Annotated in this window: 13 protein-coding genes; 6 read left to right on the plus strand and 7 right to left on the minus strand. The window is 77.6% G+C overall.

Annotation, left to right across the window (positions count from 1 at the left end; genetic code table 11):
* Positions 1-5: 5 nt before the first annotated feature.
* The 3 genes from paaC to paaA form a co-directional block, all read right to left on the minus strand.
* The gene (gene paaC, locus ACI79L_RS08370) at positions 6-914 is read right to left on the minus strand and encodes a 1,2-phenylacetyl-CoA epoxidase subunit PaaC (RefSeq protein WP_456936338.1); all 909 of its coding nucleotides are present in this window, start codon (positions 912-914) and stop codon (positions 6-8) included.
* 70 nt (positions 915-984) lie between these two features.
* Positions 985-1,353 (minus strand): 1,2-phenylacetyl-CoA epoxidase subunit PaaB, encoded by a 369-nt coding sequence (gene paaB, locus ACI79L_RS08375; RefSeq protein WP_456936339.1) that lies wholly within the window; start codon positions 1,351-1,353, stop codon positions 985-987.
* On the minus strand, positions 1,350-2,303 hold the full coding sequence (gene paaA, locus ACI79L_RS08380; protein ID WP_456936340.1) for a 1,2-phenylacetyl-CoA epoxidase subunit PaaA: 954 nt from the start codon (positions 2,301-2,303) through the stop codon (positions 1,350-1,352). Before paaA ends, paaB begins: the two co-directional genes overlap by 4 nt.
* Positions 2,304-2,388: 85 nt before the next feature.
* Here paaA and paaK point away from each other — a divergent pair, with 85 nt between their 5' ends.
* Positions 2,389-3,720: a phenylacetate--CoA ligase PaaK gene (gene paaK / locus ACI79L_RS08385; protein ID WP_456936341.1), complete on the plus strand. Its 1,332-nt coding sequence runs from the start codon at positions 2,389-2,391 to the stop codon at positions 3,718-3,720.
* Positions 3,717-4,316 carry a TetR/AcrR family transcriptional regulator gene (locus ACI79L_RS08390; protein ID WP_456936342.1) on the plus strand — a complete coding sequence of 200 codons (600 nt, stop codon included), beginning with the start codon at positions 3,717-3,719 and terminating at the stop codon, positions 4,314-4,316. Before paaK ends, ACI79L_RS08390 begins: the two co-directional genes overlap by 4 nt.
* A gap of 16 nt (positions 4,317-4,332) precedes the next feature.
* Here the strand turns inward: ACI79L_RS08390 and ACI79L_RS08395 are convergent, their stop codons facing one another.
* Positions 4,333-4,497 carry a hypothetical protein gene (locus tag ACI79L_RS08395; RefSeq protein WP_456936343.1) on the minus strand — a complete coding sequence of 55 codons (165 nt, stop codon included), beginning with the start codon at positions 4,495-4,497 and terminating at the stop codon, positions 4,333-4,335.
* Between the two features lie 134 nt (positions 4,498-4,631).
* A complete protein-coding gene (locus ACI79L_RS08400; protein ID WP_456936344.1) occupies positions 4,632-5,858 on the minus strand; it encodes a hypothetical protein in 1,227 nt (408 codons plus the stop codon).
* A 125-nt stretch (positions 5,859-5,983) separates the two neighbouring features.
* On the opposite strand from ACI79L_RS08400, the gene ACI79L_RS08405 reads away from it, so the two are divergent.
* Positions 5,984-6,979: a site-specific integrase gene (locus ACI79L_RS08405; RefSeq protein ID WP_456936345.1), complete on the plus strand. Its 996-nt coding sequence runs from the start codon at positions 5,984-5,986 to the stop codon at positions 6,977-6,979.
* A 20-nt stretch (positions 6,980-6,999) separates the two neighbouring features.
* Here the strand turns inward: ACI79L_RS08405 and ACI79L_RS08410 are convergent, their stop codons facing one another.
* Complete coding sequence (locus tag ACI79L_RS08410; RefSeq protein WP_456936346.1) at positions 7,000-9,432, minus strand: lysylphosphatidylglycerol synthase domain-containing protein; 2,433 nt, start codon at positions 9,430-9,432, stop codon at positions 7,000-7,002.
* A gap of 186 nt (positions 9,433-9,618) precedes the next feature.
* On the opposite strand from ACI79L_RS08410, the gene ACI79L_RS08415 reads away from it, so the two are divergent.
* From ACI79L_RS08415 to ACI79L_RS08425, 3 genes are all read left to right on the plus strand, one after another.
* Positions 9,619-10,023, plus strand: coding sequence for a cupredoxin domain-containing protein (locus ACI79L_RS08415; RefSeq protein ID WP_456927291.1), 405 nt, complete (start codon positions 9,619-9,621; stop codon positions 10,021-10,023).
* 157 nt (positions 10,024-10,180) lie between these two features.
* The gene (locus ACI79L_RS08420) at positions 10,181-11,821 is read left to right on the plus strand and encodes an FAD-dependent oxidoreductase (RefSeq protein ID WP_456936347.1); all 1,641 of its coding nucleotides are present in this window, start codon (positions 10,181-10,183) and stop codon (positions 11,819-11,821) included.
* Positions 11,818-13,176, plus strand: coding sequence for a sensor histidine kinase (locus tag ACI79L_RS08425; protein WP_456936348.1), 1,359 nt, complete (start codon positions 11,818-11,820; stop codon positions 13,174-13,176). The genes ACI79L_RS08420 and ACI79L_RS08425 overlap by 4 nt, the downstream gene beginning before the upstream one ends.
* A 7-nt stretch (positions 13,177-13,183) precedes the next feature.
* Here the strand turns inward: ACI79L_RS08425 and ACI79L_RS08430 are convergent, their stop codons facing one another.
* Positions 13,184-16,537 carry an ATP-binding protein gene (locus ACI79L_RS08430; RefSeq protein ID WP_456936349.1) on the minus strand — a complete coding sequence of 1,118 codons (3,354 nt, stop codon included), beginning with the start codon at positions 16,535-16,537 and terminating at the stop codon, positions 13,184-13,186.
* Between the last annotated feature and the right edge of the window lie 48 nt (positions 16,538-16,585).

Genomic DNA, 16,585 nt, shown 5'->3' on the forward strand with positions numbered 1-16,585 from the left:
TGCCGTCACCAGGTCGCCGCCGGGTGCTGCCGGGCGAGACCCTGGAGGCCGGCGAGCAGCTCGGCCAGCTCGGGGCCGTACTCGCCGACCCGGCCGCGCGGCGGCGCGTCGGCCGGCCAGGCCGGCACCGTCAGCGTCGCCCGCTGCAGCACGGTGGTGAGCACGCCGCGCACCTCGTCGCGGACGGCAGCCGGGTCGACGGCGACGCCCGCGGCGACCAGCCGGGCCTCGACGTCGGTGGCGGTGAACAGGTCCGCGAGGTGCGGCCACACCGCGTCGACGCCGGCCTGCGCGCGGCGGTGCGACTCGGCCGTCCCGTCGCCCAGGCGCAGCACCCAGCGGGCGGCGTGGTCGCGGTGGTAGGTCAGCTCGTGCACGCCCTTGGCGGCGATCGCGGCGAGCACCGGGTCGCGGGAGTCCCGCAGCCGGGCGAGCACCGCCAGCCGGACGGCGGACGCCGCGAGCAGCCGGACCATCGTGCGCGCGAAGTCGCCGTTCTCCGCCGTGACCAGGCCGGTGCAGCGGAACTCGTCGGGGTCGCGGAAGTAGGCGAGCGCGTCCTCGTCGGGGATGCTCGCCGTCGCCCGCTCGCGGGACCGGCCGAGGACGCCGGCCGACCCGGCGCGGGCCAGCAGCAGCCGGGCCTGGCCGAGCAGGTCCAGGCCGACGTTGCCGAACGCGACCTCCTCCTCGAGCTCGGGCGCGGCGGTGATCCACTGGGTCAGCCGCTGGGCGAGGACCAGCGCGTCGTCGCCGAGCATCAGGCAGTAGGCGCCCAGGTCGGCGGGGTCGACGCCGGCGGGGACGGTGGTGTCCACCCCGGCCAGCGGGTCGTCGAACCCGGTGCCGAACGCCCAGTGCCCGGCGTCGTCGTGCGCGTTGGTCAGCGCGTCGTAGACCGTCTCCTCGTGCACGGGAACCCTTCCGGCCCCCTCAGGGCCCCGCCGCCCGAGGAACGGGGGTGGTGGGGGAGAGGGGGTCCTTCTACATGTGGGGGACGTTCTCCGGGATCTCGTAGAACGTCGGGTGCCGGTAGACCTTGTCGCCGCTCGGGGCGAACATCGGGTCCTTCTCGTCCGGGCTGGACGCGGTGATGGCGGAGGCCCGGACCACCCAGATGCTCACGCCCTCGTTGCGCCGGGTGTAGAGGTCGCGGGCGGCGTGCACGGCCATCTCGTCGTCGGGGGCGTGCAGCGAGCCGACGTGCACGTGGTTGAGGCCGCGCTTGCCGCGCACGAACACCTCGTACAGCGGCCAGTCGCGGCGGCTGACCGACGGCGCGGGCGTCGTCGGCACCTCCGGCCCGGTGGGGACCGCGCCGTGCCCGCCCTCGGCGGTCAGGTCGGTGCTCACGCGTGCTTCTCCGCGTACGCCGTGGCCGCCTCGGTGACCCACGCGTTGTCGTCGCGGGCGGCGCGGCGGCGGGCGATGCGGACGGCGTTCATCGGCCCCTCCCCGCTGATCACCCGCTTGAGCTCCGACCAGTCGATCGGGCCGTACCGCCAGTGCCCGCTCCCCTCGTCGAAGGCCAGGTCGGGGTCGGGCAGCGTGACGCCGAGGACCTGCGCCTGCGGCACGGTCATGTCCACGAACCGCTGGCGCAGCTCGTCGTTGGTGTGCCGCTTGATGCCCCACGCCATCGACTGCGCGGTGTTGGGGCTGTCGTCGTCGGGCGGGCCGAACATCATCAGCGAGGGCCACCACCACCGGTCGACGGCGTCCTGCACCATCGCCCGCTGCTCGCCGGTGCCGCGCATCATCGTCATCAGCAGCTCGTAGCCCTGCCGCTGGTGGAACGACTCCTCCTTGCAGATGCGGATCATCGCCCGGGCGTAGGGCCCGTAGGAGGAGCGGCACAGCGGCACCTGGTTGCAGATCGCCGCGCCGTCGACCAGCCAGCCGATCACGCCAACGTCGGCGTAGGTCAGCGTCGGGTAGTTGAAGATCGAGCTGTACTTCTGCTTCCGCTCGATCAGCTTGTCGGTGAGGTCGGCCCGGTCGGCGCCGAGCGTCTCGGCGGCCGAGTACAGGTACAGCCCGTGGCCGGCCTCGTCCTGCACCTTGGCCAGCAGGATCGCCTTGCGGCGCAGGCTCGGTGCGGCGAGCAGCCAGTCGCCCTCGGGCTGCATCCCGATGATCTCCGAGTGCGCGTGCTGGGCGATCTGGCGCACCAGCGTCCTGCGGTAGCCCTCGGGCATCCAGTCGCGCGGCTCGATCCGCCGGTCGGCGGCGATCGTCGCCTCGAACTGCTCCTGCAGGGCGGTCTCGTCGACGGCGGCGCGGTCCACGACGGGTGCGGCCATGGCCTTCCTCCCATTTACTGACCGAGCGGTCAGGAATAGTGTGACCCACGGCACCGGGAGAGACAAGCGCGGAACGAGGACGGCGATGACGACCACGACGGCGCAGCGGCTGGGCCAGGCACCGGACCCGGCGACCCTGGACCCCGCCGAGCGGATGGGGATCGACGAGCTGCGGGCGCTGCAGCTCGAGCGGCTGCGGTGGTCGCTGCGGCACGCCTACGACAACGTGCCCCACTACCGCCGCGCCTTCGACGCCGCCGGCGTGCACCCCGACGACTGCCGGGAGCTCGCCGACCTGGCCCGCTTCCCGACGACGAGCAAGGCCGACCTGCGCGAGAACTACCCGTTCGGCATGTTCGCCGTCCCGCGCGGGCAGGTGCGCCGCGTGCACGCCTCGTCCGGCACGACGGGCAAGCCGACCGTCGTCGGCTACACCGAGCGCGACCTCGCGACCTGGGCCGCGGTCATGGCCCGCTCCATCCGCGCGGCCGGCGGCCGGCCCGGCGACGTGCTGCACAACGCCTACGGCTACGGCCTGTTCACCGGCGGCCTCGGCGCCCACTACGGCGCCGAGGCGCTGGGCTGCACCGTCGTCCCCGTCTCCGGCGGCATGACGCCGCGCCAGGTGCAGCTGATCACCGACTTCGCGCCCCGGGTGGTCATGGTGACGCCCAGCTACATGCTCACCGTCGTCGACGAGTTCGAGAAGCAGGGGCTGGACCCGCGGGCCTCCAGCCTGGAGATCGGCATCTTCGGCGCCGAGCCGTGGACCGAGCAGATGCGCCGCGAGATGGAGGACCGCCTGGACATCCACGCCGTCGACATCTACGGGCTGTCCGAGGTGATGGGGCCCGGTGTCGCGCAGGAGTGCGTGGAGACCAAGGACGGCCTGCACGTGTGGGAGGACCACTTCTACCCGGAGGTCATCGACCCGGCCACCGGCGAGGTGCTGCCCGAGGGCGAGGAGGGCGAGCTGGTGTTCACCTCCCTCACCAAGGAGGCCATGCCGGTCGTCCGCTACCGCACCCGCGACCTCACCCGGCTGCTGCCCGGGACGGCGCGGCCGGGCATGCGGCGGATGCAGAAGGTCACCGGCCGCACCGACGACATGGTCATCCTGCGCGGGGTGAACCTGTTCCCCACCCAGATCGAGGAGGTCGTGCTGCGGACGCCGGGCCTGTCGCCGCACTTCGCCCTCGAGCTGGTCACCCGCGGTCGGATGGACCACCTGGTCTGCCGGGTGGAGGCGCGGCCGGACTGCCCGCCCGAGCGGCGGGAGCCCGCGGCCGCGGAGGTCGCGACGGGCGTCAAGGACACCGTGGGCTGCACCATCGAGGTGCTCGTCGTCGACCCGGAGACGCTGCCGCGGTCGATGGGCAAACTGCAGCGCATGACCGACAACCGCGACCGCCCGTGACCGACGCGCGGGTCCGCCGGGGCCGCCCCGGGCACTCGCTGGACTCGCTGCTCGACGTCGCGGTCGCGGTGTTCAACGAGCGCGGCTACGACGCCACCAGCATGGACGAGCTGGCCGGCCGGCTCGGCGTCACCAAGTCGGCGATCTACCACCACGTGCCCGGCAAGGTCGAGCTGCTGCGGCTGGCGCTGGACCGGGCGCTGGACGCGCTGTTCGCCGTCACCCAGGAGCCCGGCGCGCGCACCGGCCGGGCGATCGACCGGCTCGAGCACGTCGTGCGCGGGTCGGTGCGGGTGCTGGCCGCCGAGCTGCCCTTCGTCACCCTGCTGCTGCGGGTGCGCGGCAACTCCCCGGTCGAGCACGCCGCGCTGCAGCGCCGGCGGGAGTTCGACGCGATCGTCACCGACCTGGTGCGCGCCGCGGAGGAGGAGGGCGACGTGCGTCCCGACGTCGACCCCGCCGTCACCAGCCGGCTGCTGTTCGGCACCGTCAACTCGCTGACCGAGTGGTACCGGCCCGGCGGCAGCCTGTCCCCGGACGCGCTGGCCGACGCGCTGGTCAGGACGACGTTCGAGGGCCTGCGCGCCCGTCCCTGACGGGCGCGCGCGGGCCTCAGCCCTCGCCGCCGAGCTCGGCGTACTCCCAGTCCGCCAGCAGGCGCCGGTCCTCCTCGAGGTCGGCGGGCTCGTCCACGGGCGGCCGGACGGCGACGTCGGCCGTCGGCCCCGCGGGGGCCTGCAGCGCGGTCGGGTCCGGGTACGGCCACTGGTCGCTCATGGCGGGGTTCCCTCGGTCGCCGCCCGGCGGGACCGCCGGGACGGAGGTGGAGGCCGGGTGTTCGGCCGGGGGAGCGGGGCCGGGACGCGGGCTCCCCGACGACACCTGCCCGCGCGGCCCCGTGCCCCGGGAGGCTACGCGCGGTCGGGCCCCGGCGCTCCGGTCCGAGGTCCCGGGTCGCCGCCGTCCCGCCCGGCGAGGCGGGTGCGCAGGTCCTGCACCTCGGCGGTCAGCGCGCCGACGCGCTCCGCGGCCTCCCGTGCCGCGGCCTCGGCCTCGCCGGCGCGGCGGGTGGCGGCCTCGGCCCGCTCCGCGCTGCGCGCCGCCCCGGTCAGCGCCTCGCGCAGGCCCTGCTCGGCCGCGGCCGCGCGGTCGGCCGCCTCCCGCGCGAGGGTCCGGGCGTCCTGCTCGGCGCCCCGGGCGGCGTCCCGGTCCCGCTCGGCGTCGCGGGCCTGCTCCCGGGCGGCCGCCGCCTCGTCGCGCGCCTCGTCCCGGCCGGCCGCCGCCTCGTCGCGCTCCCGCGTCCGCGCCGCCAGGTCCGCGGTGAGGGTGCGCTCGGTGACGTCCCACCGGGCGCGGGCCCCGACGAGCGCGTCGTGCTCCCGGGCGGCGTCCGCGCGGGCCCGCCGCCCGTCCTCCCGCGCCGCCGCGGCGTCCCGCTCGGCGGCCCGCTGCCGGCCCGCGGCCTCCTCGGCCTCCCGCCGGGCGGCGTCCCGCTCCTCGCCGGCCCGGTCGCGCGCCGCCTCCGCCTCCGCCCGGGCGGTCTCCGCCGCCCGGCGTGCCGCGTCCGCCTCCGCGACCCGGCGCGCGGCCTCCACCTCCGCGGCGGCGACCCGGTCCCCGGCGTCGGCGCGGGCGGCCGCGGCGTCCCGCTCGGCCGCCTGGCGCGCCTCCTCGGACTCGGCGCGCTGCGCCTCGGCCGCGCGGGTGCGCTCCTCGGCGTCGAGGCGGGCGGCGTGCGCGGCGTCGACGTCGGCCGAGGCCCGGGCGAGCCGGGCCTCCACGGACGACTCGTCGCGGTACTGCTCCAGCGCCTCGGTCGCGGCGGCGAGCAGCGCGGCCTGCGCCTCGGCCGTCCGGGCCGCCTCCCGGGTGGCGTCGGCCCAGCGGCCCACCAGCTGCCGGACCCGGCCCTCGGGCGGCAGGTCCTGGACGAGGGCCGCGGTGGTCGCCGCCAGCCGGGCGGCCGCCGAGCCGGCCGCCCGGGTGCGGGCCTGCCGCGCCGACTCGGGGGTGTGGTCGGGCCGCTCGCAGAACCGCGGGGAGGGGCCGCTGCGCCCGGGGGTGCGCGGCCGGGGCGGTGCCTGACAGCCGGGATAGGCGCACGTGGGGGCGGCCGACTCCGCGGCGGGCTCCGTCATGTCCGCCGACGATAGATGGACGGCGCCCATCCATGTATCCGGAGCGGTGGAGAGATCGGCAGCGTCACTTCCGAGAAGCCCCTACTCTGCGAAGTGAAATCCGGCGGCGGAGGGAGGTGCCCGGCATGGCCGTCCCGGCCGGTCCGCGCCCCGAGGAGCGGGGCGGCGTCGTCCCGGCGACGGACCTGACGGCGGTCGGCACCTACCTCGCCGCGTCCCTGGCCGAGAGCACCCGCACGGCCTACGCCCGCGACCTCGCCGCCTGGGCCGACTGGTGCCGCAGCCGGTCGCTGTCGTCCGCGCTGCCCGCCGACCCCCTCGCCGTCGCCGCCTGGCTCGCCGCGATGGCCGACGCCGGGCACAGCCCCCGCTACGTGGCCCGCCGGCTGTCCGCGCTCAACGACGCCTCCCGCACCGCGGGCCACCCCCCGCCCGGGGACAGCGAGGGGGTGCGCCGCACGCTGAGCGGCATCCGCCGCACCGCCGCCCGCGCCGGCGTCCGGCCGCGGCGGGCCCGCGCCCTGGACACCGCGACCGTCCGGGCGCTGGTCGAGGACCTGCCCGACACCCTGGCCGGCGTCCGGGACCGGGCGCTGGTCCTCGTCGGCTACGCCCTGGGCCTGCGCGCCTCCGACCTGGTCGGGCTGCGCATCGAGGACCTCGCCCCGGCCGGGCACGGCGGCCTCGACGTCCTGCTGCGCTACTCCAAGACCGACCAGGAGGGCGCGGGGGAGACCCTCGCCCTCGCGCCGGGCGTGCGCGCGGCCACCTGCCCGGTCCGCGCCGCCCGGGCCTGGCTGGCCGCCCTGGCGGAGCAGGGCGTCACCTCCGGCCCGCTGTTCCGGTCGGTGGGCAAGGGGCGGACCCCGCGGCTGGGCGCCGGCGCGCTGACCACGCGCAGCGTCGACCTCGTCCTGGAGCGCGCCGCCGAGCGCGCCGGGGTGCCCACCGAGGGGCTGTCCCCGCACTCGCTGCGCCGCGGCTTCGCCACCACCGCCTACGCCCGCGGCGTGCCGGAGAAGGAGATCAGCCGCACCGGCCGGTGGCGGTCGCTGGTCGTCCGCACCTACGACGACTCCAGCCGGTGGGCCGACCCCGCCTCCGGCGCGCTCGGCCTCTGAGTGACCAGGCCTCTGAGGGGCTACACGTCGTGGTGCCGCCGGAGCCAGGCGAAGGCGGCCCAGCCGGGCAGGATCGGCAGCCAGAAGGTGGCGATCCGGTAGAGGAACACGGCGGGGACGGCGACCGTGTGGTCCATCCCGACGCCGACGAGCCCCGCGATGAGCGCGGCCTCGAGGGCGCCCAGCCCGCCCGGCGTCGGCGCGGCCGCGGCGACGGCGGCGCCGGCGAGGTAGACCGCGCCCACGGCGACCGGGCCCACGTCGCCGCCCAGCGCCCGCGTGGACAGGTAGAGGCAGGACAGGTAGCCGAGCGTGGTCAGCGCCGACCCACCCAGCAGCAGCACCACCCGGCCGGGGCTGCGCAGCGCGCCGGCCAGGCCGTGGACCGAGCGGCGCAGCGGCGGCACCAGCCGCGCCGCCGTGAACCGCCGGACGGTCGGGACCGCGGCGGCGGCGACGGTCACGGCGAGCACCGCGAGGGCGCCCCACACGACGGCCGGCGACTCCACCGGCCGGGCCAGGTCGGGCAGCGACCGGCCGGCCCAGATCCCGAACACCAGCAGCAGCACCACGTGGACGACGGTCCCGGCCGCGTAGCTGAGCCCGACGCCGGACGAGGCGACCGCGACGTCGAGGCCGCACCGCTGCAGGTAGCGCACGTCCAGCGCCATCCCGCCCAGCCCGGCCGGCACCAGCCGGCCGGCGAACGAGGAGGCCAGCTGGGCGAGGAGCGTCGGGAGCGGCCGCAGCCGCACGGCCACCGCCCCCGCCAGGCTCACCGCGGCGCCCACGTAGGTCAGCAGCGACGCCGCGAGGACTGGCGGCACCCACGCCCAGTCGGCGTCCCGCACGCGCTCGGCCATGCCGGCGACGTCGCCGAGCTGGGGGACGAGCAGGTAGCAGGCGAGGGCGAGCACGCCGACGAGGAGCAGCGTCCGGGGCCGGACGCGCTCCAGGTCCGCCAGCCGGGGCTCGGGGACGCCGCACCGCTCGCTGACCGCGGCGCGCAGCCGGGCCGCCAGGCGCCGGTCGCGCCGGAGCGCGTCGCGGGTGGCGCCGCTGAGCGAGTCCGGCTGGAGCCGGGGCAGCGCGGCGGCCACCGCCTCCGGCCCCAGCACGGCGACCGCGGTGTCCACGGCCGGCTCCACCCCGGCCTGCAGCGCGAGGGCGACGAGCAGCTGGGCCACGTCCGCGTCGAGCAGCGCGGGCGCCGCGGCGACCTCGCTGAACCCCCAGTCGATCAGCCACGGGGTGCCCGACGGGTCGAGCAGCACGTTGGCCCGGCGCAGGTCGCGGTGGGCCACCCCGTGCCGGCGCAGCACCGCCACCTGCTCCCAGACGCCGCGCAGCACCCGCTCGGTCACCGCCGCGTCGGGCACGCGGTCCAGGGTCGCGCCGTCGACGAGGTCGTAGGACAGCAGCCACGAGTCGCGCCCGACGGGGGCGATCGCGCGGAGGCGGGGGGTCCGGCCGCCGGCGCCGCGGACCAGCAGCGACACCATCGCCTCGTGCTCCACGGTGCGGCGCAGCGAGGAGAACGGCCGCTCGTCGCCGACGTCCTTCAGCCGGAGGAACCGGTAGGCGCGGAACAGCAGGTCCGCCGCCCGGTTCTCCGCCCCCATCACCTTGGCGAACACCCGGTCCCCGTCGCGCAGCCGCGCGGTCCAGGGCACCGAGCCGCGGGCGTCGACCACGGCCGGCGCCACCTCCACCGGCTCCAGCCCGCTGCCGGCCAGGGCCGCGGCCACGGCGCCCCGCGTCGGCCGGGCCACGGGACGGCCGAACGCCAGCAGGGTCGTGGAGCCGGCCACGGCGCCGAGCGCCAGCGACACGGCGAGGGTGGCCGGGAACGCCCGGGGCGCGAGGAGGTCCAGCAGCACGGTGACCGCGAGGACCAGCGCCCCGGCCCGCCGCCACCGCCGGGACACGAACGGCGCCAGCACCACGAACGACGCCGCGACGACGGCCGGCCCGTCCGCCCCGAGCGCGCCGCGCAGGTCCCCCGGCTGCCCGCCCAGGGCCCACGCCGCCGCGCGGGCGAGGACGACCGCGGCGGCGCCGCCGGCGAGCAGGTAGCCGAACAGCCGGGGCCGGCGGAGCAGCAGCGGCGCGGTCCCGGCCGCGGCCAGCGAGACCGCCACCAGCACGGTCACCGCCCCGGTCAGGGACCGTTCCAGGGCCGGGGCGGCCGCGGCCAGCCGCGCCACCAGGTCGGCGTCGAGCGCGGCCGCGGCCTCGCGCGACCACGCGGCGACCAGGACCAGCAGCAGCGCGACCGGGGTGAGGACCGCGGTGCGCAGGACGTCGCTGGGGGACCGCTGGTAGCCGGTGACCTCCTCCTCGGAGGGGTCCGCGCCCCGGAGCGCGGGCGGCGCGGCCGCCGGCACCGGGGGAGCCGCCTCCGCCACCGGCGCCGACGGGCCGCCCGTCCGGGGCGCTCCGGGACCGGGCATCGCTGGCTCCTCCGCACGTCGGGGCAGGGCTCGCGGCGGGCCACAGTGTGGCCCGCCGGGCGGGCGCGGGGACCGGACGGCGACGTCCCCTCGGACGGGCGCGGGCGTACTACCGTTCCCCTGCTGCGGCACCACGTCGGGACGCAGGACCGCCCCGGTGCCGGAGCGGGGTGCCGGGTGATGGCGATGAGGACTCCAGCAGCAGCTCCCCTGGCGGTGCTCCTCCTGGTGGCCGCGTGCGGCGGCTCCGGGGGCGACGACGCGGAGGCCGCGGCCACCACGGTGGCCGGCGCGCCGACGCTGCAGGGCAGCGTCGGGACCGAGGACTCGCCGGACGCCTTCGAGATCGCCCTGGTCGACGAGGACGGCGCGCCGGTGACCGAGCTGCCCGCCGGCGAGTACAACGTCGTCGTCACCGACCACAGCGACGTCCACGACTTCCACCTCGACGGCGGGGACGGCGCGGTCGACGAGAAGACCGGCGTGCTCGGCACCGGCGAGACCGTGTGGGTCCTCGACCTCCAGCCGGGCGAGTACCGCTACCTGTGCGATCCGCACCCGAGCATGAACGGCACGTTCACCGTCACCTGACCGGACGGCAGGGGCGCTGTTCGGGCCCCGGCGATCCTCCTAGACTCCGCGCCCAACGGCCCCCAGCCACTCCACCGGGAGGTGGGCCCGTGGACGCACCGTCCGGCCCGGTCACCAGCCGCCGCGTGCACGCCCCACCGGTCCCGCGGGACGAGCCGTGAGCCGCCCCGCCCTGCTCGCCGTCGACGACGACGGCCCGGTGCTCGCCGCGGTCGAGCGGGACCTGCGGGAGCGCTACGGCGAGCAGTACCAGGTGTACGCGGCGTCCTCCGGGGACCAGGCGCTGGACCTGCTGCGCCGCCTGCGGCTGCGCGAGGAGCCGGTGGCGCTGCTGCTGGTCGACCAGCGGATGCCCGGGATGAGCGGCGTCGAGCTGCTGGCCGCCAGCCGGCGGCTCTACCCGGACGCCCGGCGGGTGCTGCTCACCGCCTACGCCGACACCGACGCCGCCATCAAGGCGATCAACGACGCCGACGTCCAACACTACCTGCTCAAGCCCTGGGACCCGCCCGAGGACCGGCTCTACCCGGTGCTCGACGACCTGCTGCAGACCTGGCGCCGGCCGCCGCCGGTGGCCAACCTGCGCCTGGTCGGCGACCGCTGGTCGCAGGCCAGCCACGCGGTCCGCGAGTTCCTCACCCGCAACCTGGTGCCCTACCGCTGGCTCGACGTCGAGACCGACCCGCAGGCCCGCGAGCTGCTCGAGGTGGCCGGCATCGACGCCGGCTCGCTGCCGGCCCTCGTGCTCGACGACGGCGAGGTGCTCGTGCAGCCGGACCTGCACGAGGTCGGGGCGCGGATCGGGCTGCGGGCGCGGGCCGAGCGCGCCGCCTACGACCTCGTGGTGGTGGGCGCCGGGCCGGCCGGGCTGGCCGCCGCGGTGTACGGCGCCTCCGAGGGCCTGGCCACGCTGGTCCTGGAGAGCAACGCGCCCGGCGGGCAGGCCGGCACGAGCAGCCGGATCGAGAACTACCTCGGCTTCCCGGTCGGGCTCTCCGGCGCCGACCTCACGCTGCGGGCCCGCGAGCAGGCCGTCCGCTTCGGCGCGGAGATCCTGGTGCCGGCGGAGGTGGTCGGCGTGCGCCGGGCCGACCCGTACACCGTGGTGCGGCTGGACGACGGCGGCGAGGTCAGCGCCGGCTCGCTGATCGTCGCCACCGGCGTCGAGTACCGCACCCTCGACGTCCCCGGCGCCGCCGGGCTCACCGGCGTCGGCGTCTACTACGGCGCCGGGCGGGCCGAGGGCGTGGACCACGCGGGCGGCCACGTGTTCGTCGTCGGTGCCGGCAACTCGGCCGGGCAGGCCGCGCTGTTCCTCTCCACGTTCGCCTCGTCGGTGACGCTGCTGGTCCGGGGCGGGGACCTGGCCACCTCCATGTCCCGCTACCTGGTCGACCGGCTGGCCGCCTCGGAGAAGGTCGCGGTCGAGTACCACACGGAGGTGACCGGCGCGCTGGGCACGCGGCGGCTGGAGGGCCTGCGGCTGCGGACCGGGACCGAGGAGCGCGAGGTGGCCGCCGACGCGCTGTTCGTCTTCATCGGGCAGGCGCCGCGCACCGCGTGGCTGGACGGCCTGGTCCGCCGCGACGACGGGGGGTTCGTGCTCACCGGCATGGACGTCGGCACCTGGGCGCCGGAGTGGCCGCTGTCGACCCCGCCGCTGCCGCTGGAGACGTCGGTGCCGGGGGTGTTCGCCGCCGGCGACGTGCGGCACGGGTCGGGCAACCGGATCGCCGCGGCCGTGGGGGAGGGTGCGATGGCGGTCCGCTTCGCCCACCAGCGGCTGGGCGCCCGGTGACCCGCACGGTCCCCGGCGCCGCCGACGCGGACGTCGCCGCGGCGCTGCGCCGCTCCCGGCTGTTCGAGCACCTCCCGGAGGAGGACCTCGCCGCCCTGGCCGACGCCAGCCGCAGCGTCGACCTGGCCGCGGGGGAGGTGCTCATGGCCGAGGGCTCGCCGCCGGAGGCCATGTACGTCGTGCTGGAGGGCGACCTCGAGGTCAGCCGGGAGGTCGGCGGCTCCGAGGTGCTGCTCAACGTGTGCGGCGCCGGCGACCTCGTCGGCGAGCTCGGCCTCGCACACCGCCGGCCGCGCTCGGCCACCGTGCGGGCGCGGACCCCCAGCCGGGTCCAGCGGATCGGCGCCGACGCGCTGGACCGGCTGCTCACCCACCCCGCGTCGGCCCGGGCGATGCTGCTGGCCGCCACCCGGCGGCTGGACCGCGAGGAGGGCCTGGTCCGCCAGCACGAGCGGATGGCCGCGCTCGGCGCCCTGTCGGCGGGCCTGCTGCACGAGCTCAACAACCCGGCGGCCGCCGTGCAGCGCGGCGTCGCCCGGCTGCGGACCCTGCTGTCCGGCGACGACGACCCCGACGCCCCGCTGCGCGCGCTCGCCGGCGCGGTGCCCGTCCCGGACGACCCGCTGGCGCGCGGGGACGCCGAGCGGGCGCTCGCCGACGTCCTCGCCGCGGCGGGCGTCGGCCGCGGCTGGGCGGTCGCCCCCGACCTGGTGCGGCTGGGCGTGGACCCGGCGGGCCTGGCCGGCGCGCTGGCCGGGCTGCCGGCCGCCGGGCGCGGCCGGGCGGTGCGCGGGCTGGCCCGCTCGGCCGAGGTCGCCGCCCTGCTGGAGGAGGTCGCGGCCGGCGCCGACCAGCTGTCCCGGATCGTCTCCGGGGTGCGCCCGCTGGCCTACTCCTCCGACCAGTCGCTGGCCGACGTCGACGTGCACGCGAGCCTGGAGCAGGCGCTGGTGCTGCTGCGCCACGCGGTGCCCCCCGGGGTCCGGGTGGTCGTGGACCTCGACCCGCGGCCGCAGACGGTGCAGGGCTGGGCCGCGGACCTGGCGCTGGTGTGGACCAACCTGCTCGACAACGCGCTCGCCGCGGTGGACCCGGACGGCACCGTGACGGTGCGGACCCGCGGGGAGGACGACGCCGTGGTGGTCGACGTGGAGGACACCGGCCCGCCGGTGCCCCCCGAGGTGCTCGCGCGCGCGTTCGACCCGTTCTTCACCACCAAGCCGGTCGGCCAGGGCACCGGGCTGGGCCTGGCGACGTCGCTGGCGGTGGTCGCCCAGAAGCACCGCGGCCGGCTGACGCTGACCTCCGAGGACGGCGTGACCCGCGCGCGCGTGGTGCTGCCGCGCCGCCGCTGAGCCCCGGTCAGCCGCCCAGCAGCACGTCGGCCGCGACCGTCTCGGGGGTCGTCGTCGTCGCCGGCATGTCCTCGCGCGCCTCCGCGAGCAGGACCCGCCAGTCCCCGGGGCGGGCGTCCGGGGACAGCCCGGCGAGGTCGACGGCGGCGCGCAGCCGGGACAGCCGCGCACCCTGCCGGGTCGCGAGCCGCAGCGCCTCGGTCAGGTCGGCCACCGCATCGGCCGGGTCCCCGCCGCGGGCCAGGGTGGCGTTCGCGCGCTGGCGGAGGAGTTCCGGCAGGTGCAGGTCCTCGCCGCTCGTCCGGGCCGCCTCGAACGCCTCGGCCAGGTGCTGGTCGGCCCGGTCGAGGTCACCGGCCGCCGCGTCCAGCCGGGCGAGGAAGGCCAGGTGGGAGGCGACGAAGGCCCGCTGGCCGATGAGCGCCAGGCCCGCGAGGGACTGCTCGAGGAACTCCCGCTCCGGCGCGCCGCCGGGGGTCCCGGTGGCGGCATAGGCACAGCCGAGCGCCGTCCAGTACGCGTAGCCGTGCTCCCGGCCGATGGCGACGGCCTCCTGGGCCAGGCGTCGGGCGCCCTCCTCGTCGCCGAGCAGGCGCCGGGCCCAGGCGTACCAGCCGATCTTGGCGAAGGCGACGCTGTACGGGCCGTGCGGGGAGTCGATCGCCTCGGCCAGGCGGAGGGCCCGCTGCTGCGTTCGCTCGGCCTCGTCGACCTCGCCGCGTGCGGTGAGCACGGCGGCGAGGGCGGTGGTCACGCCCGAGACCGGGTCGTTGGGCAGCGGCCAGATGGGGGAGACCGCCTGCCCGGCGGGGCGGGCGGCGAAGCCGGCCAGCGCCCGCTCCAGGTGCCCCTGGGCCGTGACGAGGTGCCCCCGGTGGAACTCGTGGACGCCCGTGACCGCGTCCAGCTCCGCCTCGAAGGCGGCGAACGCGGGCTCGCGGACCATCGCGGTGAGCTGGTCGAGCACGCCGCGACCGGTGGTCAGCCGGCCGCTGGTGATCCAGTACGCCCACAGCGCGATCAGCGCCGGGAGCGCCTCCGGCCGCCCGAGCCGGGCGGCGAGTTCCTGGGCCCGCCGGTGGTCGGCTTCGACGTCGGGGGAGGAGTAGCCGCGCATCGCGCTGAGCGACAGGCCGCGCAGCATCCGCGCGGAGAGCTCGGCCAGGTCGCGCTCCTCGGACGGAGGCAGGGGCGCCAGCAGCTCCAGCTCCCGGGAGAGCAGCCGCATCGCCTCGGCGTGGGCGCCCTGGGCCTGCTCGGCCTGCGCGGCCTCGACGTAGCGGCCCGCTGCGGGCATCGCCGCACCGGCCAGGTCCAGGTGCTGGGCGATCAGTGCCGGCTCGGCACCGCGCGCGGCCAGCGCCTCGGCCACGGCGGCGTGCGTCCGGCGCCGCACGTCGAGCACCTGCGTCTCGTAGGCGGCGTCGCGCATCAGCGCGTGCCGGAACCGGTAGGCGCCCGTCGCCAGCCCCGCCGGTTCGACGACGCCGAGGTCGGCGAGCACCGTCATCTGCTCGGCCACGACGTCCGGGTCGCCCACCACTGCGGCGACGGTCGCCGGGTCGAAGGTGGGCCCGATCGTGGCGGCGGCCTGGACCACCCGAAGGTCGACCCCGGGCGCCTTGAGCCGCCAGGTCAGCAGCTCCTGCAGCCGCAGCGGGATCGGCTCGGCGCGCCGCGCCTCCATGCCGGAGCGGGTGAGCTCCTCGACGAACAGCGGGATCCCCTCGGCGTGCTCGACGATCGCCGACCGCACCGCGTCGTCGAGGTCCCGGCCCGCCGTGAGGTTGCCGACCAGCCGGTCGGCGGCCCGGTCGTCGAGCCGCCCGAGCGGGACCACGCGGGCGGCGCCCCGCCACGGGACCGCCGTCTCGTCGCGGCTGGTGGCGAGCACCAGCAGGCCCGCCGGGCGGCGCGCGGCGAGGCGGCCCAGCAGGTCGACGGTGGAGGGGTCGGCCCAGTGCAGGTCCTCGGCCACGAGCAGGTGCGGCCGCCGGACGGCGGCCGCGGCCATCCAGTCGACGAGCCGGTCGAGGGTCTCGTCGAGGAGCGCGCCCGGGTCCAGCTCGGGCGCCGGGAACTCCGGCGTCGGCGGCAGCCCGGCCAGCGGGCCGATCAGCGGGACGACGGCCGCGGGGTCCAGCCCGAGGGACTCCAGGTGCGCGACCAGCGGGCGCAGCCGGTCCCCGCCCTCGCCGGCCCGGCTCACCAGGCGCTCGATCATCCGCGCGATCGGCCACAGCGAGACGTTGGCGTGGTAGGGCAGGCAGGCGGCGCCGACCACCCGGCCGCCGCTGGCCTCCACCCGGTCGAGGACCTCCGCCGCCAGCCGCGACTTGCCGATGCCCGGCTCGCCGACGACGAGGAACGCGGCGCCGGTGTCGCCCCGCCGCACGGCGTCCCACGCGCCCAGCAGGCGGGCGCGGGGCTCGTCCCGGCCGACCAGCCCGGCCTTGCGGTACCGCTCGGACTGGAAGCGGGCCGCGGCGTAGCGGGGGCGGTCGACGCGGAACACCTCGACCGGCCGGCTGATCCCCTTGAGCGCGCGCTCGCCCAGGGACTGCAGGTAGAAGTCGGCGTCGACCAGCTGCTGGGTGACGTCGCTGATCACCACCGTGCCGGGGTCGGCGGTCTGCTGGACCCGCGCGGCGAGGTTGGGCACCAGGCCGACGACGGAGTCCCGCTCGGCGACGGCGCCGTCGTCGACCAGGTCGGTGACCACCACCCGGCCGGTGTGGATCCCGACCCGGACGTCGAGGGCCACGCCGAACCGGTCGGTCAGCCGCGCCCGGGCGTCGTGCAGCGCCACCACCAGGTCCAGGCCCGCGAGCACCGCCCGGCGGGCGTCGTCCTCGTGCGGGACCGGGTGGCCGAAGCCGGCGAGGATGCCGTCGCCGGAGTAGTGCATGAGGGTGCCGCCGTACCGGTCGACGGCCTCGCGCGCCGCCGCGCGGTAGAAGGCGAACAGGTCCCGCAGCTGCTCGGGCTCGACCTGCTCGGACAGCAGCGTGGACCCGACCAGGTCCGAGAACAGCAGGGTCATGAGGGCCCGCTCGCCGGCCGGGCCGACCTGGCGGCGGGCCACCCGCTGCAGGACGAGCGCGGCGCGCCGGTTGTCGGGGTCGACCGCGCGCACCTCCTCGGCCGTGGTGCGCGCGGGCTCCAGGTCCCCGGCGGCCAGCGACGCCTCCGCGGCGGTGAGCAGCCGCTCCAGCAGGCGCGCGAGCCGGGTCTCGGCCGAGAGCGCCACCCCGGCGGTCACGCCCGGCCGCCCGGGGGACCGGGGAGCGGTGGCGTCATCGGGACCCGCCTCGCTGCACGCGTCGAGCATCGTCGGGTGGAGCACTGCCGGGTCGAGCATCGGCAGGATGGTCCGCCGCGCCGTAGAGGCGTAGGTCCCGAGGGCGGT

The organism is Geodermatophilus sp. SYSU D00684 (genome assembly GCF_054050455.1).